The following is a 25,934-nucleotide window of genomic DNA, read 5'->3' on the forward strand; positions in this document are numbered from 1 at the left end:
GTGGGGCGGTCGAAGCGCCAAAGAAAAAAGCGCCCATCGGGCGCCTTGGCTGCCGCCGAGCCAGGGGCTCGACCGCGAATCGGGTGGAGGACGAACTCCAGCTATCTGCTGGCGTCGCCTCTTGCCGGTTGCTCCCGGCGTCCATTGCCACTGCAGGCAAGTGGACTGCTTCCGGTCACAGGCGTTTCATCAACGGTCGTCTGTTGTCGCGCCACGCTATCGGTGGTGGCTGCGCAGACCCTGTGCCGTCTGTGACCTCGTCGATCACAAATCCAGTATAACGCAAAATCAAACTTGTGTAGACATTTCCTGTTCAGCGTCGTCCAGCTTCGGCTCGACCGGCTCCTGGCTCGCTTTCTTGCGCCCGAAACGTTGGCGCAAGCGGGCCATCAAGGGCACGCCGGGCATGGGCTGGATCTGCCCTGCCCGCTTGCGACGACGAACCACCAGGATTGCAGCGCCGGCCAGCGCCAGCACGGCGCCAAGGCCGCCGGCGATCCAGCCCCAGGGCATCGACGCCTCCGGTTCGGGCGCCGGACGCCGCCGCGCCGGATGCGGCTTGCTCGGGTCGGCCGGCCGCGGCTTGCTGACGGCGGCCGGGCTGGCGCCCAACGCCACCTGCAATACTTTTACCTTGTCTTCCAGCTGGCCGATCTGTTCGCGCAACTGCGCATTCTTGTAATCCAGCGCGGCGCACACGGTCGAACGGTCGACGTCGGGCGCAGGCGCGCAGGCGGCTGGGGTAGCCGGGGCAGCCAGCGGCAGGGGCAGTCCCTTGGGGGCCGGCTTCGGCTCGGCTGCAGGTGCTGGCTTGGCTTCCTGTTTCGGCTCCGACCTGGATTCGGGTTTGGGTTCCTGCGTCGGTGTCGGCGCGATCTTCGCGACCACCGGCTTGGTCGGCGGAGGCGGACGCGGCCTTGGCGGCGGCTTGGCCACGACGGGCGCGGGCGCGGGCGTGTCGACCACGACCGGCGCCGCGATCCTGACAGGCGCCGGCGGTGGCGGCGGATTCGGATTCGGCGCCATCGACAAGGTCACCAGGCGAACGCCACGCTGGCCGCCATCGGCCAATTCCAGGTACAAATGCAGGCGGCTTGATTCGACCGGGGCCAGCGACGTCACGTGCAGGAACTGGCGGCCAGCACGCTGCGTCACAGTCATATTGAGTGTCGACAGCACGTGCGGCATACCGATATTGGCGCCGCGGTAGACGTTCGGGTTGGCCAGGCGCACCTGGACCGGAGTCGCGGGGGCGTCGAGCATGGTCAGTTCGATGTCGGCCGCGAGCTGCTGGCCGATATAGGAACGCACCTGCGCGTCGCCCAGTTCGGCTGCGCCAGCGGCGCCGGACAGCAGCGCGCATGTGATGATCAGGGGGAGGCGGCTAGCCATAAGGAATACCGAGAGTGAAGCCCAAGCATGATTAACGGACATTGCGATAAACTCTTTAATCCCAGCCCCTTGCATAACAGGAATGTCTATGGAAAACAGGATTGAGAAGGACAGCTTTGGCCCGATCGAGGTACCCGCCGATCGTCTATGGGGTGCGCAGACCCAGCGCTCGCTCCACCACTTCCACATCTCCACCGAGCGCATGGCGCCCGAGCTGGTCGCGGCGCTGGCCCAGGTCAAGCGCGCGGCGGCGGCGGTCAACCGCTCGCTCGGCAAGCTTTCCAGCGACAAGGCCGACGCCATCATCCGGGCTGCGGACGAAGTGCTCGATGGCCGCCATCCGGCCGAATTCCCGCTCGCCGTGTGGCAGACCGGCTCGGGCACGCAGAGCAATATGAACATGAACGAAGTGCTGGCCAACCGCGGCTCCGAGCTGCTGGGCGGCGAGCGCGGCGAAGGCCGCATGCTGCACCCGAACGACCACGTCAATATGGGCCAGTCGTCGAACGACATCTTCCCGACCGCCATGCACGTGGCCGCCGCCTGGGCCCTGGCCAAAGAGGTACTACCGGCGCTGGCCCAGCTGCGCGGCACCCTGTTGCGCAAGTCGCGCGACTTCGAGCCGATCGTCAAGATCGGCCGCACCCACCTGCAAGATGCGACCCCGCTGACCCTGGGCCAGGAATTCTCCGGCTACGTGGCCCAGCTCGAGTATTCCGAGCAGCAGCTCAAGTCCGCCCTGCCCGGCCTGCTGCTGCTGGCCGCCGGCGGCACCGCCGTGGGCACCGGCCTGAACGCCCACCCCGAATTCGCCGCCCGCATCGCGGCCGAGCTCGGCTCGCGCACCGGCCTGTCGTTCAAGACCGCGCCGAACAAGTTCATGGCCCTGGCCGCCCACGACGCCATGGTCGCCGCCCACGGCGCCTTCAAGACCCTGGCCACGGCCCTCATGAAGATCGCCAACGACGTGCGCTGGATGGCGTCCGGGCCCCGCTCCGGCCTGGGCGAGATCACCATCCCCGAGAACGAGCCGGGCAGCTCGATCATGCCGGGCAAGGTCAATCCGACCCAGTGCGAGGCCCTCACCATGCTGTGCTGCCAGGTGTTCGGCAACGACGTCGCCATCACGGTCGGCGGCTCCCAGGGCAATTTCGAGCTCAATGTGTTCAAGCCCATGATCGTGCACAACTTCCTGCAAAGCGCGCGCCTGCTGGCCGACGGCATGCGCTCCTTCGACGAGCATTGCGCGCAGGGGATCGAGCCGAATCGCGCCCGCATCGGCGAGCTGATGGAGAAGTCGCTGATGCTGGTGACTGCACTGGCGCCGCACATCGGGTATGATCGCGCCGCGCAGATCGCCAAGAAGGCATCGACGGACGGCCTGACCTTGCGCCAGGCCGCCCTGCAAAGCGGCTTCGTCGACGAACAGCAGTTCGACCAATGGATCGTGCCGATCGACATGACGCGTCCGGATCCAGCGTAATCCGACGAGGGCGCGCAGGGTTGGCGCAGCCGCCAACCCACGCGCATGCGCCTTCGCGCGCGCACATACTGAGCGGCCTCATCAATCGTACGCCGCCTTCACCAACCCGAGGATAGAATGCAAAAAATAGTTTTCGATTTGACATCAGAATTCGTCGAGGTCAATCAGCTGCTGAAGCTGGTCGGCCTGGTCGACAGCGGCGGCGCCGGCAAGAACATGGTCGCCAGCGGCGTGGTGTCGGTCGATGGTAAACAGGAGCTGCGCAAGACGGCGAAGATCCGCACTGGCCAGACCGTCTCGGTCGGCGACGTGCGCATCACCGTGCAGTAAGCTGTTGGGGGCCCAAGTCGGGCCTATAGTGCGAAGAAATGGGGCGCCAGAATGGCGTTCTTATGTTTGCGCGCTAACAAACAGAGCGGGGCTTCCTTGTTTATATTTTAAGACGTCACTCATACGGCTTAGAGGTGAAGGCGATGGAAACCCCGGAACACCATGCACAATCGCAGGAGCAATTGATTGGCGACCTGCGCCTCGTGATCGAAAACGCGGAAGAACTGCTCAAGAATACCGATCACTATTCCAGCGCCCTGTACCAGAATGCGCGCGCCAAGCTGTCGCTCGCCCTGGAAGCGGCGAATGAAGAACTGTCGCGCTTCGAGGATGCGCAACTGGAGCGCATGATGGCCGCCACCCGCGCCGCCAACGATCGCTACCAGGACAGGTCCGGCGAAGACCGTATCCTGCGTGCCTTCCACTGAACGACGAAAGCAAAAACCCGGCATGCTAGCCGGGTTTCAACGGACGATAAACAATCCCGTGTGATCTTCGATCCGGCTTTCGCGCTTAAGTTCGCACCGGATGCCAGCCTTGGATTCAGGCTTTGGTATTGATCGTATTGCCCAGGTGCGGCGGCAGGTTTTGCGGTTGCGGCAGCGCGTCGAGCAGCTGTGCGGCCGACACCGCCTGGATGTCCATGGATTTCTTGAGCATCGTAACGCCCACTTCCTGACGGATACCGGTTTCGGCCATGCTGGTTGCAAGCTTGGCAATGTTCGTGACGTCCATACACCTCTCCAGAAAAAGACTTGTCAGTCTTTAACGGCCCCATCGACCAGAACTTGAGGGTGCGTCTTTAACCATCCGCAAACCCAATCCACTACCCGGCCCAGATCGTTCAAGTCGAGCCAGGCGAGTCCGGCGCGCGCATCAAGCGGCCGCGCAACGTCCGAGACCACGGCCAGGATCGCGACATCGTCCCGGAACAGCGGCGGTTTGCCCAGGCTCGGGCGGTGCACTTCGAGCTTGGGCAGGGATTCCCATTTATAACCTTCGACCAGGGTCAGGTCGGCCGGCGACAGCCGCGCCAGCAGCTCGTCCAGTCCTGGCTCCGGCGCTGCGCGCAGCTCACGCATGATGGCAATGCGGTAAGGCGAGGCGATCATCACCTCGGCCGCCCCGGCCAGGCGCAGGCGCGCGCTGTCCTTGCGCGGCGGCTCGAGTTCGATGTCGTGGTGGCTGTGCTTGACGATATTGACCCGCAAGCCATCCTGCGCCAGGCGCGCGACCAGCCCTTCCAGCAAGGTGGTCTTGCCGCTGCCCGACCAGCCCACCACGCCCAGGACCGGACCGGGTCTCTGCCCTTGCGTCGTACCCGGCACGTCAGTACGCGACACGGTAGCGGGTTCCCCGGTAGTTCATCACCGCCGCCTTCGGCATCAGGCGCTCGAGCACCAGGCCGGGCGCCACTTCCTCGCCTTCGCGGCGCAGCATCTTGTCCACTAGCAGCAAGCTCTCGCCCGGCGTCGGCGAATAGATGTAGCCGCCGACGCTCACTTGCGGGATCTCGCGCCTGACCGCCTCGGGCAATTGCTGCAGGGTGCGCAGGTTTTCCTCGCCGGCCGGCTGGGCCGCCGCCACGGGCGCGGGTGCGACCGGCGGTGCGGAAACCGGCGCTTCGGCCACCCGCACCGGCAGCGGTGCTGGCGCAGCCACCTTGGCCGGAGCCGACGCCGGCTTCGCGGCCACCAGCGCAGCTTCGCGCGGTGCCGGTGCCGGTGCCGGTGTTGGTGCCGGGGCCGGCGCTGGGGCGACAGGCGGCACGACAGCCGCCGTCGGCGCGGGAGCCGGCACGTTCACCGGCGCCGTCGCCAGCCGCACCGGCTGTTCGCCCCCATGGCGCACCCACAGCAAGACGCCCGCCGCCACCAGCACGCCCAGGCCGAGGCCGATCACGAGATTGCGCCGGTTCCCGCCCTGGGCGCGGTCCGGCGCCGCATACATCGGCGGCGGCGCATGGATGGTCGGGGCGTTGCCCAGCTGGCGTTCGGCCTGGGCCTTCTTGAGTGCTTCGAGGATGTACGACATATCAGTTTCCCGTCCCCTTCACTGGACCGGCCAGCAGGCGCGGCTCGACCACGCCGGACAGCTGGTTGAGACGCATATAAGTACGCGGCCCGGCCACGCCGTCCGCCTTCAGGTCCTGGGCTGCCTGGAAGGCGCGCAGCCATTCCTGGGTGCGCGCATCGAGCGGCTGGTCGAGCGCTGGCGCGGTTGTCTTGTTCAGGCCGGCCAGGCGCTGGGCGATCCAGTCGACGTCGGGACCACGGTCGCCCTGCCCCACGACGTCGCGGAACGCCCCCGGCATGCGCCAGAAAGTCGTGAACTCGCCGCCGAAGCGCGCGACGAAGGCGGGAATGGCGACCCGCTCGCGGCGCCCGTCCACGGCCAGCAGCACGCTGTCCTCGTCCATCCCGGCCAGCACCGCATACCCGGTGCGCTGACCGTCGTGCAGGGTGACCACGGCCGGCCGGTCCAGCAGGCGCAGCTCGTACAGGCCGCCCCGCCCCCCGTGGCAGCGCAGGTTGGCGCGCTGGGCCGCCTCGCAGGTCGCCTTCGGGCTGGCGCCGGCAATGCCGGCGAACGACGGCCCCCACAGCGCAGCCAGCGCACGCAGCGCATCGTTCTCGCTCTTGCCAGCCGCGAAATCGGCGCCGGCCGCGGGCGCCGCCTTGATCGACGCAGGCGCCGGCCTGGCCGCCACCTGCTTCACGGCCGGCGGCGCCGCTTGCGCGCTAGCCGGCTGCGCCTGCTGCTGAGGCAGCATCTGCCAGGCCGCGGCGCTGATCGCCACCCCGGCCAGCACCCCGCCCGCCAGCAGCGGCCAGCGCAGCGGCTTGCGTGCCGCCGGCTCGCCGGCAAACACTTCCTCGGCCGACTTGAGCAGGATGGCGCGCGTGACCTGCGGGCTGTTCTCGACGTAGGCGCCCAGCAGCGCACGGTCGCACAGCAGGTTGATCCGGCGCGGCACGCCATGCGTCAGGCGGTGCACCACAGGCGTCAGGCCCGCAGGGAACGGCATTCCGGCCGCCCCGGACACCGCCAGCCGGTGCGCGATATAGGCGCCGGTTTCCTGCTCGGACAGCGGCCCCAGGTGGTAGCGCGCAATCACGCGCTGGGCCAGCTGCTCCAGTTCCGGCCGTGCCAGCATCGTGCGCAGCTCGGGCTGGCCGATCAGGATGATCTGCAGCAGCTTGCGCTCGCTCGTCTCGAGATTGGTCAGCAGGCGCAGCTGCTCGAGCACTTCGCTCGACAGGTTCTGGGCCTCGTCGATCACCAGCACATTGTTCAGGCCCTGGGCATGCGATTCGAGCAGGTGGCGGTTGATCGCATCTACATGGGATTTGACGCCGCTCACGCCTGGCGGCAATGCGATGTGCAGCTCGTCGCAAATCGTCTGCAACAGCTCTTCGGCGTTCAGGCGCGGATTGAAAATATAGGCCAGGCGGCAGTTATCGGGAATCTGCTCGATGAAACAGCGGCACACGGTGGTCTTGCCGGCGCCGATCTCGCCGGTCAGCAGGACGAAGCCGCCGCCGCTGCCGATGCCGTACAGCAGGTGGGCCAGCGCCTCGCGGTGCCGCTCGCTCATGAACAGGTAGCGCGGATCGGGCGCGATCGAGAACGGGGCGTGCTTGAGCTGGAAATAGTGGTTGTACATGCGTTGGACCGTACGATGTGGCGTGGCTAGCGGCCCGGAGGCTGGGGCTTGAACTTCGCGCAGTATATTTTGCTTTTGTCCCTGGCGTAGGCGATCGTGCTGCCCGGGTTGGATTTACGCAAAGGGTAGCGCGAGGCATCCACCGGCTTGAAGGCGACGCCGGCGCCGTCGCGCACCGACTTCTCGAATTCCTCGGGCTTGCTGTCGACGATGGCGGCGACGAACACCAGATTGCTGCTATCGTCGCTGACCATCACCTCGCTCACCTGGGCGCCCCACAGCGAGGCCTCGGTCTTGAACCACCAAGCCCCGCCCTCGCGCTTGTAGGCCGGGCCGAAGGCCTGGGTCAGGTAGGCGTGGAAATAGGCGTTGTCCAGCTGGCTGCGGCACAGCAGCGCGCTGCCGATCACCGGGCCGAAGGTCGACGGCGCCGCCAGCGCGCCGGAGCAAGCGAGTCCTGCCAGCAGCGCCAAGGCGCGCAGCATGGACCGGGTCTTGCCCTGCAGCCCTGGGTGGCGAATCATGGACATCCTTTTTTCGACGATCTCGACATTATGACATTCCACGCCGTGGCGGGCACCGCGGATTGTCGCAAACGACGCACGGTTCGTCGCCTGCAGGCGCAGTCGGGTCCCCGAATCCACCGTTCCGTCGGTTTCGTCATACGCCGCGCGCGCCGCCGGCGTATCGTTCAGGCTCCCATCGACTCCAGGCCAGGAACACTATGCACATCGTACAAAAGACCACCCTGGTGGCCGTCGCCCTCGGCGCCGCCTTCCTATCGATCGACGACAGCCTGGCGGATACTCCGGCCAGGGCGGTCTCCGAACAGCGCAATGTCGCCGCCTTCAGCGCCATCGAGCTGAATGGTCCGTACGAGGTGGCCATCGACACCCAGGGCCGGGCCGGCCTGAGCCTGCGCGGCGAACGCCAGCAGCTGGACGAGGTCGAGACCTTCGTGCGCGGCGACACCCTGGTGGTGCGGCCCAAAGGGGGCAAGCTGTTCAGCTTCGGCTTCGGCCAGCGGCGCGAGACCGTGGTCATCCACATCGGCGCGCCGGCACTGAAAAGCCTCTCGATGTCGGGCAGCGGCGACACCACGCTGGGCCAGGTGAGCGGCGAGCGTTTCGCGCTCGACCTCAGTGGGCCGGGCGACCTGGAAGTCTCGGGTGCGGTGCGCGACCTGGCGCTCACCGTCAGCGGCAGCGGCGACGCCCAGCTGCAGCGACTGCGGGCCAGCAATGTGGCGCTCACGCTGTCCGGTCCTGGCGACGTGCGGCTGGCCAATATCGACGGCTCCCTGCACGCCAACATCAGCGGCTCGGGCGACCTGGAGGCCGACGGCCTGCGCCTGGGGCGCCTCGACGCGCGCCTGTCCGGCCCCGGCGACATGGTGCTGCGCGGCGCCAGCGGTGACGTGCGCGCCGAAGTGACCGGCTCGGGCTCCTTCGACGCCTGCGACCTGGCCGCCGGCCGTGCCAGCACCATGCAGAGCGGTCCCGGCGACGTCTGCCTGGGCGGCGCCATCGCCCAGCTCGACGCCGAGGTCGGCGGCTCGGGCAACCTGACCGCGCTCGGCCTGCGCGCGCAGGCGGCCACCTTGCGCATGCACGGTCCGGGTGATGTCCGGTTGGCCGGCACGGTGGGCGAGTTCAAGGCGCAGCTGTCGGGCTCGGGCGACCTCGATGCCGGCGGCCTCGCCGTCACCAAAGCCATGCTCAAGGCGCGCGGCCCGGGCGGCATCGAACTGGCCCAGGTCTCGGACACGCTGGAGGCGGAACTGCGCGGCTCGGGCAGCCTGACGTCGGCGATCCAGGGCAAGCGCCTGGTCCTGACCTCGGACGGCCCGGGCGGCGCCCGCATCAGCGGCCAGGTCGGGATGGTCCACGCCCGCCTGAGCGGCTCGGGCAGCCTGGATGGCAACCGCCTGAAGGCCGACCGCGCCGACATCGCGGTCAGCGGCCCCGGCACGGCCCGGGTGCACGTGGCCGAACGCGTGGGCAATGCGCCTGCGGGCGGCAACGGCCAGCTGCTGGTGGTCGACCGTCGCGGCAGCAGCCACGCGCCGCAGTAGACCACAAACAACGGCCGCCACCTGCGGCGCGCCGTTCTGACCTTGCGCCGGGGCCAGCAGTACAGTCTCGGCGATACTTCTTCCGCCGCTCCTTCCACGTCCTCGCCCACGCTCCGCACAGTACCAATAACAATACCAATCCTACGTTCCATCACCAGACCGTTCGCCAGCATAAGCGCAAGCTATACCTGGCCTTTGGTCTGCATTGGCGAATACCAGTTAAATACCTGTTGACATCGAGATAGGGCCTGCCTATAGTGCCTTGACCCCATTTCCCTCACCTACCATGATCGACTATCTCATCGGCGTCGACGGCGGCGGCACCAATACCCGCGTGCGCCTGGCCGGGCGCGACGGCGCCGAACTGGCCACCGGCCGCAGCGGCGCTTCAGGCCTCGTCCATGGCATCGACAAAGCCTGGCGCGCGGTCGAGGAAGCCGCCGCCATGGCTTTTGCCGCGATCGGCATCGACACGATTCCCCGCCACGCGTGCGCTATCGGCCTGGGCATGGCGGGCGTGCACAACAAGGAATGGGCGGCCGCCTTTCGCTCCGCCAATCCGGGCTACGCGGCCCTGGCGCTCGATACCGACGGCTTCTCGACCCTGATGGGCGCCCATGGAGGCCGCCCTGGCGCCATCGTCGCGATCGGCACCGGCAGCGTGGGCGAAGCCCTGCGCGAGGACGGCACACGGGTCGAGGTCGGCGGCTGGGGCTTCCCCTCCGGCGACGAAGCCGGCGGCGCCTGGATGGGCCTGCGCGCGATCGCCCATGTCCAGCAGGTGCTCGACGGCCGCGCCGAAGGCGGCGCGCTGGCGCGCGACGTCATCGCTGCCTGCGGCGGCGGGCGCGACGCGATCCAGGTCTGGCTCGGCAAGGCATCCCAGACCGATTACGCGAGCCTGGCGCGCTTCGTGGTCGAACATGGCGCGCTCGACCCGGTGGCCGGCGCGATCCTCGAACAGGCCGGCCGCGAAGTGGCCACCATGGCGCGCGCGCTCGACCCCAGGGAAACCCTGCCGCTGTCCCTGTGCGGCGGCCTGGGCGACACGCTGCGCCTTTACCTGCCGGCCGAGACGCTGGCGCGTTGCAGCCCGCCCCATGGCGATTCGGCCCTGGGCGCGCTGCGCATGATCGAACTGCACCTGAAAGACACCCCGGCATGACCCGCTCAATCAACGGCAATATCCTCACTCCCGACGGCTGGGTGCGCGGCACGCTGCGCTACGGCGCCCACATCGACGCCATCGACGGCGCCGCCGCCGATCCCGCATCCAACGGCGACGACTACATCCTGCCCGGCTTCATCGACGTGCACGTGCACGGCGGCGCCGGACGCGACATGATGGAAGGCGGCGACGCGCCGCACGTGATCGCCGCCCTGCACGCCAAGCACGGCACCACCAGCCTGCTGGCCACCACCATGACCGCGCCGGTCGAGGACATCGACCGCGCCCTCGCCGCCATCGGCCAGGCCTGCGCCGCGCGCGGCAAGGGCGAAGCGCGCATCCTGGGCGTGCACCTGGAAGGCCCGTACATCAATTCCGGCAAGCTGGGCGCCCAGCCGCCGTATGCGCGCGAAGCCAGCCTCGATGAAGTGAAACGCTTCGACGCCCAGGCGCCGATGAAGCTGATCACGGTGGCGCCCGAGATCGACGGCCACATGGAGCTGGTGCGGGTACTGGCCGACGCCGGCATCCGGGTCCAGGTCGGCCACACCACCGGCAGCTACGAAGTCGGCGTCGACGCCCTCGCGCATGGCGCGGCCGGCTTCACCCACCTGTTCAACGCCATGCCCGGCCTGCACCACCGCGATCCCGGCATGGTCGGCGCGGCGCTGGCGCATGCCGAGTACGCCGAGATCATCCCCGACCTGCTGCACGTGCATCCGGGCGCGATCAGGACCGCGCTGCGCTGCATCCCCAAGCTGTTCTGCGTGACCGATTCGACCGCCGCCGCCGGCATGCCCGATGGCGAATACATGCTCGGTCGCCAGGTGGTCCACAAATGCATGGGCGGCGTGCGCCTGGCCAACGGCAGCCTGGCGGGCAGCACGCTCACCATGGACCAGGCGCTGCGCAACCTGGTCAGCATCGGCCTGTCGATCGAAGACGCCAGCCGCCGCGTATCCACCAATGCCGCCGACTACCTCGGCGAAACCCTGCGTGGCCGCCTGGCGCCGGGCTGCCATGCCGACTTCGTGGTCCTGGACCGCGACCTGAACATCAAAGCCGTCCATATCGAAGGAGAAGTCCTGTGACCACCGCCACCACCCCGTCACTCATGCTGCAGGAGGCCTTGTCGGCCGCCGATTGCATCGCCCACCAGCTGACCCAGGACGTGGAGCGCTACGCCGAGCTGGGCGCGAAGCTGCGCGCCACGCAGCTGCACAGCGCGGTGACGGTGGCGCGCGGCAGCTCGGACCACGCTTCCAACTACCTGGCCTACCTGATCATGGCGCGCATGGGCCGCCTGGTGACCTCGCTGCCGATGTCGCTCATCACCCTGTATAAATCGCCGATCGTCGCGCGCGACACGCTGGCGGTGGCGATCTCGCAATCGGGCCAGAGCCCCGACGTGGTCGAACCGATCCGCTACTTCCGCGATGGCGGCGCCACCACCGTGGCCCTGGTCAACGACCCCGCATCGCCGCTGGCCGACGCCGCCGAATGGACCATGCCGCTGCATGCCGGTCCCGAGAAAAGCGTGGCCGCGACCAAGAGCTTCATCGCCAGCCTGGTGGCCGGCGCGCGCCTGGTCGCCGACTGGCAGGATGACAAAGAACTGAAAAACGGCATCGCCGCCCTGCCCGACGCGTTGCGCGCCGCCACCGAAGTGGACTGGTCGGCCGCGATCGAGGTGCTGGCGCCGGCCCGCAACATCATGGTCGTGGGTCGCGGCATCAGCTTCCCGCTGGCGCTCGAATCCTCGCTCAAGTTCAAGGAAACCTCGGCGCTGCAGGCCGAGGCCTTCTCCGGCGCCGAGATCAAGCACGGCCCGATGGCCCTGATCGAGGAAGGCTACCCGTTGCTGGTCTACGCCACCCGCGGCCCGACCCAGGCCGGCCTGGTGGCCCTGGCCGACGAGATGCGCGGGCGCGGCGCGCGCGTGCTGCTGGCGGCGCCCGCCGACGTCGCCAGCCGCGACCTGACGCTACCCACCGCCGCCATCCCCGACCTCGACCCGATCGCGGCGGTGCAGGCCTTTTATACGATGGCGGCGAAGCTGTCGGCCACGCGCGGCATGAATCCGGACCAGCCACGCCACCTGAGCAAGGTCACCAAGACCAACTGACGACGAATCTTATGTCCCGCACCAAGACTGATTACCTCGGCCTGGCCGGCCAATTGATGATGGTGCGCCTGTTCGGCACCGAGCTCGATGCCGACACCGACGCCTTCCTGCGCAGCCACCAGATCGGCGGCGTGTGCCTGTTCCGCCAGAACATGGTGGACGCCGCCCAGTTAACCGGCTTCACCGGCGCCCTGGTGGACGCGATGGGCCCGCGTGCGCTGGTCGCACTCGACCAGGAAGGCGGCGCCGTGGTGCGCTCGACCTGGGTGCCGGCGCCGCCGAGCGCGATGGCGCTGGGCGCCGCCAACGATCCGCAACTGGCGCGCGAAGTCGGCGCGGCGGTGGCGCGCGCGGTGCGCGCACTGGGCTTCAACTGGAACTTCGCGCCGGTGCTGGACCTGAACAACAACCCGGACAATCCCGTCATTGCCGAGCGCTCGTTCGGCGCCGACCCCGAGCAGGCCACCCGCATTGCGGTGGCCTGGATGGAAGGCAGCGAGAGCGAAGGCGTGGCCTGCTGCGTCAAGCACTTCCCCGGCCACGGCGACACCCACGTCGATTCGCACCGCGACCTGCCGCACGTGGACAAGCCGCGCGCGGAGCTGGAACGCTTCGAGTTCGCGCCGTTCCGTATCGCCGCCAGGGCGGCAACCCCGGCGCCGGCAGTCATGACGGCCCACATCGTCTATCCCGCACTGGACCCGGTCAATCCGGCCACGATGTCGCGCGCCATCCTCACCGGCGTGCTGCGCGAGGAATTCGGCTACGACGGCGTGATCATTACCGACGGCATGGACATGCATGCGATCGCGCACCGCTACGACGCCGGCCAGGCCGCCGTCAATGCGCTGGTGGCGGGCGCCGACATGGTGATGGCGATCGGCACCCGCGCGACCCAGGTCGACACCGTGCACGCGATCGCCGCGGCGATCCGCGACGGCGTGTTGCCGCTGCCTGAAGTCGAGGCCAAGCTGGCGCGTCTTGCCAGGCTGGCGGACGCGCATCCCGCGCGCGCCATCGCCTACGTCCGCGAACAGGACGACCGCGCATTGATGGCGCGCGCCTGGCGCGCCGGCCTGACCGAACTCGGCCGGCCGCAACGGCCCGCACGCGGCAGCCGCGTGCGCCTGGTCGCGCGCGCCGACGTGGTCAGCGACGGCATCTCGGAAGCCGGCGTGCCGGCGGACCGCATCGCCGAGGCGCTGGGGACCTTGTATGACGTCGAACTCGTCACCTTCGCCGACAGCGAAAACTTCGACTGGTCGGCCCTGCCGCAGGACGGGCGCTTCACGATCCTGGCCTCGACCGCGCGCCGCCGCTATGGTCCGAACGCGCGCGCCGGCTGGCGCCCCGACCTGCACCTGGCCCTGTGGAACCCCTACCAGGCGCTGGATTTCCCGGCTCCGGCCCTGATGAGCTATGGCTTCGCTCCGCCCGCACTGGAGGCGGCCATGGCCTGGCTGGCTGGTGAGATCGGGGCGCCAGGCACCTGCCCGGTGCCCGGCTTCGACCGTGCCTGACCTGGTAAACGACAGCACGCCGCCAACGACGAGGTAACGCGATGTAACGACGCTGGGCGCGCCCGCGGGCTCTACGGCACAATTGGCGAGCCAGAAAATGGCTGACTATGGGACAATGCACGCTTTGTCCGAGATTGGCATTTTTGCTATATTGGTGAAAATGCGTAGCGAAAGAACGTGCCGAAAGCGCGCTTCGTCGATTTTTTGTCTAGATAGAAGGATACAGAATGTCCCAACTCCGTCTTGCCCGCCTCTGCCTGATGCTGGCCGCCGTCGGCCTCTCGGCCCCGGCCCTGACCACCGCCGTCCATGCGCAAGAGAAGCCCGCCGCCGCCGCCGCGCCGGCGGACACCGTCCGCCCAGAGCTGTTCAAGCTGCTCGACCCGGCCGCGATCAAGCCGCTGATGGATGCAAAGAATTACGCCGAAGTGCAGAACCGCGTGCAGCAGGCCGAAGCTTTCCCGAACCGCACGCCATACGAAGACTACGTCGTCAACCGCATGAAGCTGTCGGTGGGCTCGGCGACCAACAATAACGAGATCGCCATGCCGGCGCTAGAAGCCGTGATCAATTCCGGCCGCCTGCAAGGCCAGGAACAGGCCGACTTCATCCTGGCCCTGGGCAATATGCACTACAACGCCAAGGACTACGCGAAGGCGATCGAGTGGTTCAAGCGCTACCAGAAGGAAAGCCCGACTCCTGAAAAAGTCACGTCTTCGCTGATCCGCGCCCATTACCTGGGCGGCGACTTCGCCAGCGCCAAGACGGCCCTGCTGCCGGCGATCGAAGCGACCGAGAAAGCCGGCCAGAAGCCAAGCGAGGAAGACCTGCGCCTGCTGGCCTCGTCGGCCAACAAGGTCAAGGATGACGCCGGCTACCTGGTCGCGCTGGAAAAACTGGTCGCCCACTACCCGAACGACGACTTCTGGACCGACGTCCTGAACCGCGGCGTGGCGCGCAAGTCCGGCTTCGATCCGCAGACCAATATGATCAACGTGTACCGCCTGGAAGCGGCCACCGTCAAGAAGATGGCGCCGGAAGAATACGTCGACCTGGCCGAGCTGGCGCTGCGCGACGGCTTCCCGACCGAAGCCAAGAAGGCCATGGACGCCGGCTACGCCGCCGGCGTGCTGGGCCAGGGTTCGAACGCGAAGTCCCACGCCGCCCTGCGCGACAAGGCGACCAAGGGCGCGGCCGACGATGCCAAGAACATCGCCGCCGGCGAAGCCTCGGCCTCAAAGGCGAAGACCGGCGCCGGCCTGGTCAACCTGGGCTGGGCTTACGCCACCATGGACCAGGGCGACAAGGGTGTCGGCTTCATCCAGCAAGGCATCGCCAAGGGCGGCCTGAAGAACCCTGAAGAAGCCAAGCTGCGCCTGGGCATGGCGCAGGCGCTGGCCGGCAAGAAAGCCGAAGCCATCCAGACCTTCGGAACCGTCAAGGGCGGTGGCGGCGCCGGCGACCTGGCGAAATACTGGATCGTTCACCTGAACCAGAAGTAATCCCTCGTTTTACGATGGACCCGCGAAAGCGGGCCGGGCTCGCTGCCCGGCCCGCTTTTTTCGTAGGCGCTGTCATCGTTAAATATGGATGAGCATTGAACTGCTGAGCTGATCCGCGGTCCAATCCCAGTCGCCATCGATCGGGAGCGCACGATGAAAGCGCCGAACTTTGAGAAGCTGTTCGCGCAGCTGGCGCTGCTGAACCAGCCGCAGCGCCAGCAAGTACTCGCCGCTCTGCATCCGGCTGCCGGGCTCGACCGGGTGGTTGCCCTCATCGACGAGATCCGGTCGAAGGGGCGGCGCTGTCCGGATTGCGGCTACGAGCGTTGCCACCGGCATGGTCACGCTAATGACCTGCAACGCTTTCGCTGTTGCGCATGCGGACGCACTTTCAATGACCTGACCGGTACGCCACTGGCGCGGCTCAGGCACAAGGGCAAGTGGCTCGATTATCTGGACACGATCGTCGATTCGCGCACGGTCCGCTCTGCGGCCAAGCGGCTCGGCGTGCACCCCAACACCACTTTTCGCTGGCGCCACCGCTTTCTCGACCGGGTTAAGGACGACCGGCCCGAGCGCCTGCTCGGCATCGTCGAGGCCGACGAAACGTTCCTGCTCGAATCGCAGAAGGGTTCACGCAAGCTCGATCGCAAGCCGCGCAAGCGCGGCGGCAGGGCGGCCCTGCAGCCGCGCAAGCGCGGCGGCAGGGCGGCCCTGCGCGGAATTTCGCATCACCTCGACTGCATCCTGGTGGCGCGCGACCGCAGCGGGCAGACCATCGATGCCATCACCGGCCGCGGCGCCTTGAAGGTGGCCCAACTGGTCAAGCATCTGCTGCCGAAACTCGATCCCCAGGCGCTGCTGGTCACTGACGCCAACGCCGTCTATCCCCCCTTCGCCCGCGCCCATGGCATCGCCCACTAGGCTGTCAATCTCAGCGCTGGCGAGCGAGTCCGCAACGGCGCCGAGGCGGCCATCCACGTTCAAAATGTCAACGCCTATCACCGGCGCTTCAAGGAATGGCTGGCGCGTTTCCATGGCGTGGCGTCACGCTGGTTACTCAACTACCTGGGCTGGCATTGGGCGCTCGATGGCGGCCGAGTCACTTCCGTCGAGCAATTGCTGCGTATTGCATTCGGGGTCATCAACAGCTAACGATGACAGCGCCTTCTCGTATGGACGGTTCATCCTGTCCCGCTGCCGGCCGGCGGTTTTACCCGCCCAAGGTGCGCCCCCGTACATTAATGCCCCCGAGCCCGTCCGATAATTGCATTATTTGCATCGGAGGCAGCATGACCACGGTACGCAAGGGCCAGGCGCCCGCCAAGCTGGGACGCAACGAATTCCACCTGCGCTTTCGCAAGGCCTTCCAGGACCCCGGCTACGAAACGCTCGACCGCGAACTGGCGGCAATCGAGGACGTGGCCTGGGACGCGTACCAGGACGGCCGCAAGGCCCCGCACACGGTCAAGGCCGGTCCCGGCTTCGCCGACCCCGGCTACGACCTGTCGGTCGAATGGAAAGAGGCGCGCGACCGCCTGCTCGGCGCCGAGCGGCACCAGAAGGATCCCGACTCGCGCAACCGCATCCTCCTCATCAACGCCTCGGCCCGCAACGACGGCACCTGTCCCGGCGAGATCTCCAAGAGCTGGCGCATGACGCAGATGGCCAAGGACGTGTTGATGGAACAGGGCTTCGAGGCCGACGTGCTCGACCTCTCCCTGCTCAATTCCGACTACGACCGCCACATCCACCCGTGCAAGGGCTGCGTGTCGACCGCGATGCCGCTGTGCCACTGGCCGTGCAGCTGCTACCCGAACCACGCCGAGCGCCAGGTCAACGACTGGATGAACGAGATCTACGAGCGCTGGGTGCTGGCCCATGGCGTCATCATCATCACCCCGGTCTACTGGTACCAGACCCCGGCGGTATTGAAACTGATGATCGACCGCCTGGTCTGCGCCGATGGCGGCAATCCCGACCCGACGTCGACCCACGGCAAGGACGCCGAAGCGGCCAAGCAGATCGAGCGCGACGGCTGGGATTATCCGAAACACCTGGCCGGCCGCGCCTTCGGCCTGCTGGTGCACGGCGATGTGGCCGGCATCGAGGGCACGCGGCGCTCGCTGTCGGACTGGCTTGAATGGATGGGCCTGATCAACTCGGGCAGTTTCGGCCAGCTCGACCGCTACATCGGCTATTACGAATCGTATGCCGACAGCCACGAGACCTTCGACAAGGACACCGCGGTGCAGGAAGAGACGCGCAACGTGGCGCGCGCGGTGGCCACCGCCGTGCGCGAAGTGCGCGCGGGCCGGGTCGCCGTGGTCAGCCAGCCCTTGAAGGATCCGCGTCCGAAATGACCGCCGGCCCGGCCTGCGGTATCATTTCCGGTCCACTGACTCTGCCCGCCGCATGAATCCCCTCGTCCAGCTGATGCACGACGCCGCCAAGGCCAGCCTCGCCGCCGGCGCCGGCAAGCTGCCGCTCTACCAGCAACTACAGCGTGCGCTGCGCCAGGCGATCGACAACGGCGTCTACGGCCCCTCGAGCGCCCTGCCCGCCGAGCGCCAGCTGGCGCTGGAGCTGGGCATCTCGCGCATCACGGTGCGCAAGGCGATCGACAGCCTGGTCGACGACGGTCTATTGGTGCGGCGCGCCGGTTCCGGCAATTTTCTCAACACGCGCATCGAAAAGAATTTCGCCAAGCTGAGTTCGTTCTCGGAAGACATACGCGCCCGTGGGCGAGTGCCGAAAAGCAATTGGCTCAAGCGCTCGGAAGGCCTGGTCACGCCCGAGGAAGCGCTGCGCCTGCGGCTGTCGCCGGGCACGCCGGTGTACCGCTTCAACCGCCTGCGCTACGCCGACGATGCGCCAATGTGCCTGGAGTACGCGACCATCGCCGCCTTCGCCCTGCCCTCGCTCGACGCGGTGGGCGACTCGATGTACGAGGCGCTCGAGGCGACCGGCAACCGTCCGGTGCGCGCGCTGCAGCGCCTGTCGGCCCTGCTGCTGGGCGCCGAACAGGCGCGCCTGCTCGATGCGCGCGAGGGTGACGCCGGCCTGTGCGTGGAACGGCTGGGCTTCTTGCGCGACGGGCGCGCGGTGGAGTTTTGCCGCTCGTATTTTCGCGGCGATACCTATGATTTCGTGGCCGAGCTCACTGCAGCCTGATGCGTACAGCCTGATGAAATGATGCTAATCTGACCTTTTTTCACCACACGAGGACGATCATGTTCAAGAGAATGGCGGCGGAAGCATTGGGGTTGAGCGATATCGGTGTCATCGTCGGACCGGCGGACTATAGCAAGGTCGATGCTGACGACTACCTGTTCACCGAGGACGGTGAGCAGATCTTCTTCCTGATCAAGAGCAAGAAGGACGAGTACTGCTTCACCAACCTGGCCCTGATCCACGTCGACGGCGATTCGGCCGTGTCCTCGAAGCGTTCGATCAAGCGCTACGAGTATTCGTCGAACCTTATCACCAACGTCAGCATCGAAACCGCCGGCACGCTGGACATGGACATCGAGCTGAAGTTCAACGTGAACGACACGAAGTTCTCGATCGACGTTAAAAAATCCTTCATCGAACAGCTGAAGGACATCTACAAGGCCTTGACCACCATCGGCAAGCTGCAACGACGCGATGCCGTGTGCCGCGACAATGCGCTGCGCACGCTGGACGCCACCGCCTCGGTCCACAAGCTCAATATCGCGCCCGGCGCGGGCAGCCTGGTCAGCCAGTACGGCGAATTGCTGGAAGCGCTGAACACGGCCATGCTCGATACGCACACCAAACGCGATTTCAGCGACGTGTTCGCCAAGTACATCCACAACTGAAGCGGCGCTTCATGAAAAAACCGTCATGCCGGGGTAGGCAATGACGGTTTTTCCGCAGCCGGCAGCGCGCTGCGCGCGTGTCGGGATTACGCCTTGTTGCTTTGGCGGCGGCGGCGCACGGCGCCGATCAGGCCGAGGCCGGCGAGCATGGTCGCCAGCGTGGCTGGTTCCGGGACTTCGGCAAATGGGGTGTAGTCATACGTGACCTGCACCGCGCCGGATGCGTACGTGTCGAATCCGGTCATCACGTTGCCTGGCCCCTTCGCGAACGAGGTGCCCAGCGCGCTCAGGCCGAGCTCGATGAAACCTTTACCCGAGAACAGGGCGAAATCGCTGGCGCTGCTGCTCAGGAACGATTCGGCCTTGCTTGCCTCGACCGTCCCGGTATTGACGCCGGAGGTGCCACCGAAGTCAAGAACTCGGTCATAGCGGCCAAGGTTGTAAAGCTGGTCGAATACAGGGTTGGCCACGACCAGCGTGCTGCCATCCGGGCGGGTCAGCTCGATGGTCGAACCCAGTGTCAGGGTGACCTTCGCCGCGCTGCTGCCCCGGTTTTCGGCAAAGCCGGCGCCGCTGACCAAGCCACTCAAGTCGAACTTGATCGAATTGAGGGTGCCGAGCTTGGTGTTGAACTTGCTGAAACGTAGCGTCTCGGACCAATCCGTTTCCGTGACTCCGATACTGTCGTTGAAGCTGATCACGGCGGCCTGAGCGCCTGCGACGGGAATCAGAGCGGCGGCAAGCGCCAGTGCGGCAAAAGTCTTTTCAAGTTGGTCTCACTAGATGGAAATGCGTTAGTTACATGCGGCGACATGCAACCAATAAGCATAATTTATGCCACTAGGAAATACTTGATTAAAAACAAGGACTTGGGATTTCCCGCCTCGTATATACGCGGCGCACTGTAAAGATTTCCGACAAGAAAACTCGCTCAAACGGCGGTGAAACCACCGTCGACCACCATCTCGTGGCCGTTCACGTAGGACGCCATGTCCGAGCACAGCCACAGTGCAGCCTGCGCCACCTCGCCCGCCTCGGCGAAGCGCCCCATCGGATGCGCTGCCTTGAGCTTCTTCTCGATGCCCGGATCGCGCTCGAAAGCGCGCGCCAGCATCGGCGTCTTGACCGCGGCCGGGCACAGCACGTTGACGCGGATGCCCTCGCGCGCGTACTCGGCGGCGGCGCTCTTGGTCAGGCCGACCACCGCGTGCTTGCTGGCGCCGTAGATCGCATGGTTAGGGCTGCCGACCAGGCCGGCGATGCCAGCCATATTGACGATCGCGCCATGGCCCTGCTTCTGCATCTGGCGCAGCTGGTATTTCATGCACAGCCAGACGCCCTTGACGTTGACGTTCATGATGCGGTCGAACTGCTCGTCGTCGGCGTCGGCCAGCGGCTGGCGCTCTTCCTCGACCGCGGCATTGTTGATCGCGAAGTCGAGACGGCCATAGTAATTGATGGTCTTCTCGACCAGTGCTTCGACGTCGCCGGCGCGGGTGACGTTGCTTTGCACGAACAGCGCCTTGCCGCCATTTTCGACGATCATCGCCGCGGTGGCGTGCCCACCGTCGATCGACACGTCGGCCACGACCACGCTGGCGCCGGCACGGCCGAACGCCAGGGCGATGGCGCGACCGATGCCACTGGCGGCTCCGGTAACCAAAACGACCTTGCCGGTGAACGACAAACCGCCTGGCTGCTGCTTGCTGATGGCCTTCATGATGCTCCCTGGATGAAACTTTTGCTTCCGAAAAGAAACATTTTAACGCATGGCTTCGTGCATTGTCACAATCCAGAGAGTTTTTGTCAGGAAACTGTTGTAGTTACGGCATAGTAACTACGGGTGTCGCCGGACCATTTGCCTTGGCTTGGTCGCCCGCCATGAATACCGATAGCTTAGCCGGATCGATCGCCTTGCGAAATGCGGCATTCAGCTGAGGCAAGGTCACGGCCCCCAGCTTGCGTTCGAGCTCGGCCGATGCCTCGAAAGTCTTGCCGCGGTACAGGAAGGAGGTCCAGCCCGACGCCAGCGCGCCGTCGTTCGAGCGCGACTGCAGGCGCTGCTGCATCAGGCCCGACTTGGCCCCTAGCAGTTCCTCGGCAGTAAAGCCGTCCTTGAGCGCACGCGCCAGCTCGGCGCGCACCGCCGCGTCGAGCTTGGCCAGGTTCTGCGGCGCCGCGATCGCATTGATCGTGAAGCTGCCGGCGCGGTCCAGCGTGCCCGGCGACACGTCCGAGCCGCCGCCATACGACAGGCCATCCTGCTGGCGGATGCGGTCCATCAGGCGCGACTTGAGGCCGCCGTCGCCGAAGATGTAATTAGCCAGCGTCAGGGCCGGATAATCGGCATCGTCGATGTTCAGGTCCAGGTTCAGGCGTGCGATATAGAAGCCGTTTTCCTTGTCCGGGGTATTCAGGGTGCGCGCCACCGGGGCCACCTCGGCATGCGCGACCAGCACCGGCGCGTGCGCCTGCGGCGCTTTCCAGGCGCCGAACAGGGTATTGACCAGCGGCGTGATTTCCTGCGGATCGAAGTCGCCCACGATGGCCATCTCGGCTGGATTGGCGCCGTAGAACTGGCCGTGGAAGGCCTTGACGTCCGCGAGGCGCGCCGCCTTCGCTTCTTCGAGCTGCTCTTCCAGGCTCGGCGAGTAACGGATGTCGCCGCGCGGATAGCGGTTGAAGTGCTGGCTGAGCGCGCGCACGGCCGCGCTTTGCGGTTCGTTGCGGCCCGCTTCGATGCCGACCAGCAGTTGCTGGCGCAATTGCTCGAATTCGGATTCAGGGAAAGCCGGCTCCCTGAGCACATGGGCCACGAGCTTGAGCGCCTCTGCCAGGTTGGCGCGCGTGGTCTGGAAATGGGTGGGACTGCCGGCGATCTTGAGTTTCTCGAACGCGTCGGCCAGTTCGGCGCGCGTATAACGGGTCGTGCCGCGCATCAGCATCAGATTCGTCAGGGCCTGGGTCGTGCCCTTGCCGAACAGGCTTTTCTCGTCGCCGAAGTGCTGGCGCAGGTCGACCGTCACGGTCTCGCCCCGGTTCTTTTTCGGCAGCAGGGCCAGCTTGACGCCGCCAGCGGTGGTCAGGGTGGTGCGCTTCATGATGTTTTGCTGGCTCGGCTCGAAATTCTCCGACACCAGGTTCGAGACGGCTGGCTTGAAGTCCTTCATTGCCTCAGTCACCGTGGGCGCCGGTGGCAGTTCGGCGCGCTTGGACGCTTCTTCCGGGATGAAGGTGCCGGTCGTGCGGTTGCTGCGCAGGTAGTAACGTCCCGCGCTGGCGGCAACCTGTTCGGCCGTCATCTTTTGCACGCGCTCGCGGCCCACGAAATACATGCGCCAGTCGCCCAGGGCGACCGGTTCGGACAGGGCCACGCCGACCGCCTGTGGATTGTTCAGGCTGCGCTCGACCGTGTTCAGCCAGGAGCGACGTACCCGTTCCAGTTCCTCGGTAGTAGGCGGCTTGCTGGCCAGTTCCTCGACCGCCTGGGTCAGCGCCTCGCGCACCGGCTCGATCGGCTCGCCCAACTTGACCACGGCGCCGAAGAATTGCAGGCCCGGCGCATAGCCGGTCTGGCCGAAGCTGAACACCTGGCTGGCCTTGCCGGTCTCGACCAGCAGCTTGTGCAGGCGGCCGTTGGGCGCATCGCCCATGATTTCGGCAGCGAAGCCGAGCGCCTCGGCTTCGGGATGCAGGTCGGACGGGATCTTGTAGCCAACCGCCACGAACTGCATATCGCCCTGGCGCCGCACGGCGAAGCTGCGCTCGCCGTCCTGGGTCGGCTCGACCGTCCAGAAGGCCGGCAGCGTGCGCTTGGGTTTCGGGATCGCGCCGAACAGGCGGTTGATCTTGGCCAGGGTCGCGCGCTCGTCGAACTGGCCGGCCACCAGCAGCACCGCATTGTCGGGCTGGTAATAGGTGCGATAGAAAGCCTGCAGGTTCTCGATGCGCACGTTCTCGATGTCGCTGCGGTTGCCGATGGTTGAGCGGCCATAGCTGTGCCAGTCGTAGGCGACGCTTTGCATGCGCTTGAACAGCACGTTGCCGGGCTCATTTTCACCGGCTTCGTACTCGTTGCGCACCACGGTCATCTCGGAAGCGAGATCCTTGGCCGAGACGAAGGAATTGACCATGCGGTCGGCCTCCATCTGCAAGGCCCAGTCCAGGTTTTCCGGCGAGGCCTGGAACACTTCGTAGTAATTGGTGCGGTCGAGCGAGGTGGTGCCGTTGAACTGCATGCCGCGCTCGGAGAACTGCTTGGTGATGTCGCGGTTGTTCTTCGCGCCCTTGAACAGCAGGTGCTCGAGCAGGTGGGCCATGCCGGTCTCGCCGTAGTTCTCGTGGCGCGAGCCGACCAGGTAAGTGACGTTGACGGTCACGGTCGGCCGCGAGGCGTCCGGGAACAACAGCACTTTCAAGCCGTTGGCCAGGCGGTATTCGGTGATGCCTTCGACCGACGGGCCGAGGGTCACGCCCTTGGGGAGCGCTGCGCCGGTGGCGGCCTTGGCGGCGCCTGGGGCTGCAGGGGCGGCGGCGGTTGCCGGCGCGATCATGACCAGGGCCAGGCAGCCCGCCGCTACGTGCGCGGACATTCCGCGCAGCTGAAATCTCGAATCCATGGTGTCCCGTCTGTTCGGCGGGACGCCAGCCGTCCCGCTTGAACCTGCGATGGTAGCAGACGGGGACGCTACTTGTTGCCTATCCGCATACGGGGTTGACAGGCCGAGGTCGCATCGTTCAATACTTTGCAGCAACTAACGAACAGCTATTGGCGCACCCGGCGTTCGTGCGATTGCTGCCAGGAGCCGATCCGTGACAGCTCGCTCATCTCTTCGGCGAGGAACTCGAGGAGGTCGTCGGCGCTGACGATGCCGCAGAGGTTGCCCTGGGCATCCACGACCGGCACCCGGCGGATGCCGCGCAGCCGCATGTGCTCGATGGTCTCGTAGACATCGTCGGACTCGCCCGCAGTGAGCAGGTCGTCGCTCATGATGTCGCCCGCCAGCAGGCTGGCCGGGTCGAGCCCGGGGGCGATGACGGCCAGCACGATGTCGCGATCGGTCAGGATGCCGAGCGGGACGTTACCGCCGCCGTCGGTATCGACCACGACCAGGTCGCCGACGTGGTGACGGCGCATCAGCATGGCGGCGCCCTGCACGGTCTCGTCGCGGGTGCAGCAGATGGTGTCAGTGGTACAGATTTCGCCGATGCGCATAATGGCCCCCTCCCTTGATCCGGGTGAGGCTAGGCCAAAACAAAATTGGCGCTTTGATTTCGATCAAAGCGCCAATGGCTGCTAGCTTGCGGGGATGTTCAGGCGGCGCCTGGTTTCTTTTCGCCCGGCAAGGGCACGAAACAGGCATCGACCACCTGCATATCATTGTCCTTGGCGAAACTGATCACAAAGTGATAGGCCATCGGCTCGATCTTTTGCAGGCTGCGGTTGACCACGACGGCCTTGGTGCCGTTGACCACGGTCGGGTAGACGTAGGGGGAGAATTTCAGGTGGGCATTGGGGCCGCCAGAACCGGGGCAATAGCAGGCCATAACGCCGCACAGGCGCTCGGCCCAGTCGCTGGGGCGGAACGTCTTGCCTTTATTCGTGATGCCCAGGATGAAAAACTCGCCAGAGAGTTCATCATCCTTGGGTGGCGCTTGGTCGGTCATAGTCCTACGGGCTCAGACAGAAAATACTGCGTGGGTGAGAGCAAATTCGGCTCAGTGCAATACGGCTTTGCTCGGTACAGGCAGTATTATATCTTATAGAAGACTTGAGGACGAGACCCGGCGCGCCACACTCAGCGCAGCCAGGCCACGCTCGACGTCAGCAACAGCAGGATCATCCACAAGATCAGGGCACGCCACACCAGTCCAACCGTGCTCTGCAGGGCGCGGACGTTCGGCTCCTCGCCCGGCATCACATCCACGTCGCTTTCGCTCAAGTCCACCGTGGCGGCGTCCGCCGGTAGCAATTGTGGCGCATTTTCGTTCGGCGTGCCGAGGCGCACACCCATCGCGCCGCCGCCGGCCGACAGGATGATGCCGCGCGCCTCGTCGGTCCAGCGGTTGGCAAAGTTGCGCCAGGCATAGACGGCGTCCTCGAAATTGCCGACGACGGCAAAGGCCACCGCCGTCAGGCGCACCGGCACCCAATCGATCCAGTAGAAGGCCTTGGCGGCGAACTGGCCGAAGGCTTCGTTGCGCATATGGTCGGGCTCGTTCCAGGCGCGCGACAGGTATTCGGACACGCGGTACATCACGGCGCCCGCCGGCCCCAGCGGCATCAGGAACCAGAAGAACACACCGAACACATTGCGGTGGGTCGTGATCAAGGCCTTCTCGACCGCGATGCGGGTGATCTCGGTGCTATCCATCCCGACGGTGTCGAGCCTCGTCCATTCGGCCAGGAGGGTGCGCGCCCGCGGTTCGTCGCCCGAATTGAGCGCGAACTGGATCGAGGTGAAGTAATGGCTGTAGTGACGGAAACCGAGGGTCAAGTAGACGATCAGGACATTCCAGGCAAAGGCCAGGAACACCAGGTTGTAATGCATGAAGAACCAGTAGACGAGCCAGGTCGGCAGCATCAGGGCGCTCATCATCAGGATCCAGCCCATGCGCCCATTCTTTTGCTCGCCGGCATTGAACCAGGTCTCGATGCGCACGGCGAGCGACTTGACGCCGCCATACACCTGGTTATCGGCGCGCAGCGGTTTCAGTTGCTCGATGAGCAGTGCGCACAAGATGGAAAAGAATGTCATTCAGGAACCCTTTTTTGTTATGGCAATACGACTGCCCCGTTACGATAGCGGAGAAGCCTGCCAGAATCAAATC

The 25,934-nt window shown here is 66.1% G+C and carries 24 protein-coding genes and 1 pseudogene; 13 read left to right on the forward strand and 12 right to left on the reverse strand.

Going from position 1 to position 25,934, the window contains the following annotated elements:
• Positions 1-288: 288 nt before the first annotated feature.
• A complete protein-coding gene (locus tag FVD38_RS05670; protein ID WP_147933914.1) occupies positions 289-1,392 on the reverse strand; it encodes a FimV/HubP-related protein in 1,104 nt (367 codons plus the stop codon).
• 88 nt (positions 1,393-1,480) lie between these two features.
• Between FVD38_RS05670 and fumC the strand changes: the two genes are divergently transcribed.
• The 3 genes from fumC to FVD38_RS05685 all read left to right on the forward strand — a co-directional run bounded on the left by fumC (position 1,481) and on the right by FVD38_RS05685 (position 3,633).
• Positions 1,481-2,875 carry a class II fumarate hydratase gene (fumC, locus tag FVD38_RS05675; RefSeq protein ID WP_147933915.1) on the forward strand — a complete coding sequence of 465 codons (1,395 nt, stop codon included), beginning with the start codon at positions 1,481-1,483 and terminating at the stop codon, positions 2,873-2,875.
• Positions 2,876-2,992: 117 nt separating this feature from the next.
• Positions 2,993-3,205 (forward strand): RNA-binding S4 domain-containing protein, encoded by a 213-nt coding sequence (locus FVD38_RS05680; protein ID WP_123070597.1) that lies wholly within the window; start codon positions 2,993-2,995, stop codon positions 3,203-3,205.
• Positions 3,206-3,348: 143 nt separating this feature from the next.
• Complete coding sequence (locus FVD38_RS05685) at positions 3,349-3,633, forward strand: DUF883 family protein (RefSeq protein ID WP_123070596.1); 285 nt, start codon at positions 3,349-3,351, stop codon at positions 3,631-3,633.
• A gap of 115 nt (positions 3,634-3,748) precedes the next feature.
• Here FVD38_RS05685 and FVD38_RS05690 read toward each other — a convergent pair whose 3' ends face one another.
• Genes FVD38_RS05690 through FVD38_RS05710 form a run of 5 tightly spaced genes read right to left on the reverse strand, consistent with a single transcriptional unit; the run spans position 3,749 to position 7,396 of the window.
• Positions 3,749-3,940: a YjfB family protein gene (locus FVD38_RS05690; protein ID WP_123070595.1), complete on the reverse strand. Its 192-nt coding sequence runs from the start codon at positions 3,938-3,940 to the stop codon at positions 3,749-3,751.
• A 23-nt stretch (positions 3,941-3,963) separates the two neighbouring features.
• Positions 3,964-4,548, reverse strand: a complete 585-nt coding sequence (gene mobB, locus FVD38_RS05695) for a molybdopterin-guanine dinucleotide biosynthesis protein B (protein WP_147933916.1) — start codon at positions 4,546-4,548, stop codon at positions 3,964-3,966.
• Positions 4,535-5,239 carry a general secretion pathway protein GspB gene (locus FVD38_RS05700; protein ID WP_147933917.1) on the reverse strand — a complete coding sequence of 235 codons (705 nt, stop codon included), beginning with the start codon at positions 5,237-5,239 and terminating at the stop codon, positions 4,535-4,537. Before FVD38_RS05700 ends, mobB begins: the two co-directional genes overlap by 14 nt.
• Before the next feature lies 1 nt (position 5,240).
• Positions 5,241-6,872, reverse strand: a complete 1,632-nt coding sequence (locus FVD38_RS05705) for an AAA family ATPase (RefSeq protein WP_147933918.1) — start codon at positions 6,870-6,872, stop codon at positions 5,241-5,243.
• A gap of 26 nt (positions 6,873-6,898) precedes the next feature.
• Positions 6,899-7,396 (reverse strand): hypothetical protein, encoded by a 498-nt coding sequence (locus FVD38_RS05710; protein ID WP_147933919.1) that lies wholly within the window; start codon positions 7,394-7,396, stop codon positions 6,899-6,901.
• Positions 7,397-7,596: 200 nt separating this feature from the next.
• On the opposite strand from FVD38_RS05710, the gene FVD38_RS05715 reads away from it, so the two are divergent.
• The 10 genes and pseudogenes from FVD38_RS05715 (at position 7,597) to FVD38_RS05760 (ending at position 19,103) form a co-directional block, all read left to right on the forward strand.
• On the forward strand, positions 7,597-8,946 hold the full coding sequence (locus FVD38_RS05715; protein ID WP_147933920.1) for a GIN domain-containing protein: 1,350 nt from the start codon (positions 7,597-7,599) through the stop codon (positions 8,944-8,946).
• Positions 8,947-9,232: 286 nt separating this feature from the next.
• Positions 9,233-10,111, forward strand: coding sequence for a glucosamine kinase nucleotide-binding domain-containing protein (locus tag FVD38_RS05720; protein WP_147933921.1), 879 nt, complete (start codon positions 9,233-9,235; stop codon positions 10,109-10,111).
• A complete protein-coding gene (nagA, locus tag FVD38_RS05725; RefSeq protein ID WP_147933922.1) occupies positions 10,108-11,205 on the forward strand; it encodes an N-acetylglucosamine-6-phosphate deacetylase in 1,098 nt (365 codons plus the stop codon). The genes FVD38_RS05720 and nagA overlap by 4 nt, the downstream gene beginning before the upstream one ends.
• A gap of 23 nt (positions 11,206-11,228) precedes the next feature.
• Entirely contained in the window at positions 11,229-12,239 is a 1,011-nt protein-coding gene (locus FVD38_RS05730) for an SIS domain-containing protein (protein ID WP_147934028.1), read from the forward strand.
• Positions 12,240-12,250: 11 nt separating this feature from the next.
• On the forward strand, positions 12,251-13,759 hold the full coding sequence (gene nagZ / locus FVD38_RS05735; protein WP_147933923.1) for a beta-N-acetylhexosaminidase: 1,509 nt from the start codon (positions 12,251-12,253) through the stop codon (positions 13,757-13,759).
• A 227-nt stretch (positions 13,760-13,986) separates the two neighbouring features.
• Entirely contained in the window at positions 13,987-15,261 is a 1,275-nt protein-coding gene (locus tag FVD38_RS05740) for a tetratricopeptide repeat protein (RefSeq protein WP_147933924.1), read from the forward strand.
• Between the two features lie 153 nt (positions 15,262-15,414).
• Positions 15,415-16,416, forward strand: a pseudogene (locus FVD38_RS05745) (IS1595 family transposase).
• A gap of 137 nt (positions 16,417-16,553) precedes the next feature.
• Positions 16,554-17,624, forward strand: a complete 1,071-nt coding sequence (locus tag FVD38_RS05750; RefSeq protein WP_147933925.1) for a flavodoxin family protein — start codon at positions 16,554-16,556, stop codon at positions 17,622-17,624.
• A gap of 52 nt (positions 17,625-17,676) precedes the next feature.
• The gene (locus FVD38_RS05755; RefSeq protein ID WP_147933926.1) at positions 17,677-18,435 is read left to right on the forward strand and encodes a GntR family transcriptional regulator; all 759 of its coding nucleotides are present in this window, start codon (positions 17,677-17,679) and stop codon (positions 18,433-18,435) included.
• Positions 18,436-18,494: 59 nt separating this feature from the next.
• Positions 18,495-19,103 carry a PH domain-containing protein gene (locus FVD38_RS05760; protein WP_147933927.1) on the forward strand — a complete coding sequence of 203 codons (609 nt, stop codon included), beginning with the start codon at positions 18,495-18,497 and terminating at the stop codon, positions 19,101-19,103.
• An 86-nt stretch (positions 19,104-19,189) separates the two neighbouring features.
• Here FVD38_RS05760 and FVD38_RS05765 read toward each other — a convergent pair whose 3' ends face one another.
• From FVD38_RS05765 to FVD38_RS05790, 6 genes are all read right to left on the reverse strand, one after another.
• Complete coding sequence (locus tag FVD38_RS05765) at positions 19,190-19,804, reverse strand: choice-of-anchor E domain-containing protein (protein ID WP_147933928.1); 615 nt, start codon at positions 19,802-19,804, stop codon at positions 19,190-19,192.
• Between the two features lie 230 nt (positions 19,805-20,034).
• Positions 20,035-20,823 (reverse strand): SDR family oxidoreductase, encoded by a 789-nt coding sequence (locus FVD38_RS05770; RefSeq protein WP_123071949.1) that lies wholly within the window; start codon positions 20,821-20,823, stop codon positions 20,035-20,037.
• Positions 20,824-20,926: 103 nt separating this feature from the next.
• Positions 20,927-23,695, reverse strand: a complete 2,769-nt coding sequence (locus tag FVD38_RS05775) for a M16 family metallopeptidase (RefSeq protein ID WP_147933929.1) — start codon at positions 23,693-23,695, stop codon at positions 20,927-20,929.
• A 173-nt stretch (positions 23,696-23,868) separates the two neighbouring features.
• Positions 23,869-24,318 (reverse strand): CBS domain-containing protein, encoded by a 450-nt coding sequence (locus FVD38_RS05780; RefSeq protein ID WP_147933930.1) that lies wholly within the window; start codon positions 24,316-24,318, stop codon positions 23,869-23,871.
• Positions 24,319-24,416: 98 nt separating this feature from the next.
• On the reverse strand, positions 24,417-24,770 hold the full coding sequence (locus tag FVD38_RS05785; protein WP_147933931.1) for a DUF3579 domain-containing protein: 354 nt from the start codon (positions 24,768-24,770) through the stop codon (positions 24,417-24,419).
• A gap of 131 nt (positions 24,771-24,901) precedes the next feature.
• Entirely contained in the window at positions 24,902-25,861 is a 960-nt protein-coding gene (locus FVD38_RS05790; protein WP_147933932.1) for a CobD/CbiB family protein, read from the reverse strand.
• Between the last annotated feature and the right edge of the window lie 73 nt (positions 25,862-25,934).

Origin of the sequence: Massilia arenae, assembly GCF_008014745.1 — a bacterium.
In the GTDB taxonomy this organism is placed as follows: Bacteria; Pseudomonadota; Gammaproteobacteria; order Burkholderiales; family Burkholderiaceae_D; genus Telluria; species Telluria arenae.

Coding starts and splice junctions, on each gene's coding strand:
- FVD38_RS05670 (WP_147933914.1), bottom strand. CDS start 1,392: ATGGCTAGCCGCCTCCCCCTGATCATCACATGCGCGCTGCTGTCCGGC.
- fumC (WP_147933915.1), top strand. CDS start 1,481: ATGGAAAACAGGATTGAGAAGGACAGCTTTGGCCCGATCGAGGTACCC.
- FVD38_RS05680 (WP_123070597.1), top strand. CDS start 2,993: ATGCAAAAAATAGTTTTCGATTTGACATCAGAATTCGTCGAGGTCAAT.
- FVD38_RS05685 (WP_123070596.1), top strand. CDS start 3,349: ATGGAAACCCCGGAACACCATGCACAATCGCAGGAGCAATTGATTGGC.
- FVD38_RS05690 (WP_123070595.1), bottom strand. CDS start 3,940: ATGGACGTCACGAACATTGCCAAGCTTGCAACCAGCATGGCCGAAACC.
- FVD38_RS05700 (WP_147933917.1), bottom strand. CDS start 5,239: ATGTCGTACATCCTCGAAGCACTCAAGAAGGCCCAGGCCGAACGCCAG.
- FVD38_RS05705 (WP_147933918.1), bottom strand. CDS start 6,872: ATGTACAACCACTATTTCCAGCTCAAGCACGCCCCGTTCTCGATCGCG.
- FVD38_RS05710 (WP_147933919.1), bottom strand. CDS start 7,396: ATGATTCGCCACCCAGGGCTGCAGGGCAAGACCCGGTCCATGCTGCGC.
- FVD38_RS05715 (WP_147933920.1), top strand. CDS start 7,597: ATGCACATCGTACAAAAGACCACCCTGGTGGCCGTCGCCCTCGGCGCC.
- FVD38_RS05720 (WP_147933921.1), top strand. CDS start 9,233: ATGATCGACTATCTCATCGGCGTCGACGGCGGCGGCACCAATACCCGC.
- nagA (WP_147933922.1), top strand. CDS start 10,108: ATGACCCGCTCAATCAACGGCAATATCCTCACTCCCGACGGCTGGGTG.
- FVD38_RS05730 (WP_147934028.1), top strand. CDS start 11,229: ATGCTGCAGGAGGCCTTGTCGGCCGCCGATTGCATCGCCCACCAGCTG.
- nagZ (WP_147933923.1), top strand. CDS start 12,251: ATGTCCCGCACCAAGACTGATTACCTCGGCCTGGCCGGCCAATTGATG.
- FVD38_RS05740 (WP_147933924.1), top strand. CDS start 13,987: ATGTCCCAACTCCGTCTTGCCCGCCTCTGCCTGATGCTGGCCGCCGTC.
- FVD38_RS05750 (WP_147933925.1), top strand. CDS start 16,554: ATGACCACGGTACGCAAGGGCCAGGCGCCCGCCAAGCTGGGACGCAAC.
- FVD38_RS05755 (WP_147933926.1), top strand. CDS start 17,677: ATGAATCCCCTCGTCCAGCTGATGCACGACGCCGCCAAGGCCAGCCTC.
- FVD38_RS05760 (WP_147933927.1), top strand. CDS start 18,495: ATGTTCAAGAGAATGGCGGCGGAAGCATTGGGGTTGAGCGATATCGGT.
- FVD38_RS05770 (WP_123071949.1), bottom strand. CDS start 20,823: ATGAAGGCCATCAGCAAGCAGCAGCCAGGCGGTTTGTCGTTCACCGGC.
- FVD38_RS05775 (WP_147933929.1), bottom strand. CDS start 23,695: ATGTCCGCGCACGTAGCGGCGGGCTGCCTGGCCCTGGTCATGATCGCG.
- FVD38_RS05780 (WP_147933930.1), bottom strand. CDS start 24,318: ATGCGCATCGGCGAAATCTGTACCACTGACACCATCTGCTGCACCCGC.
- FVD38_RS05785 (WP_147933931.1), bottom strand. CDS start 24,770: ATGACCGACCAAGCGCCACCCAAGGATGATGAACTCTCTGGCGAGTTT.
- FVD38_RS05790 (WP_147933932.1), bottom strand. CDS start 25,861: ATGACATTCTTTTCCATCTTGTGCGCACTGCTCATCGAGCAACTGAAA.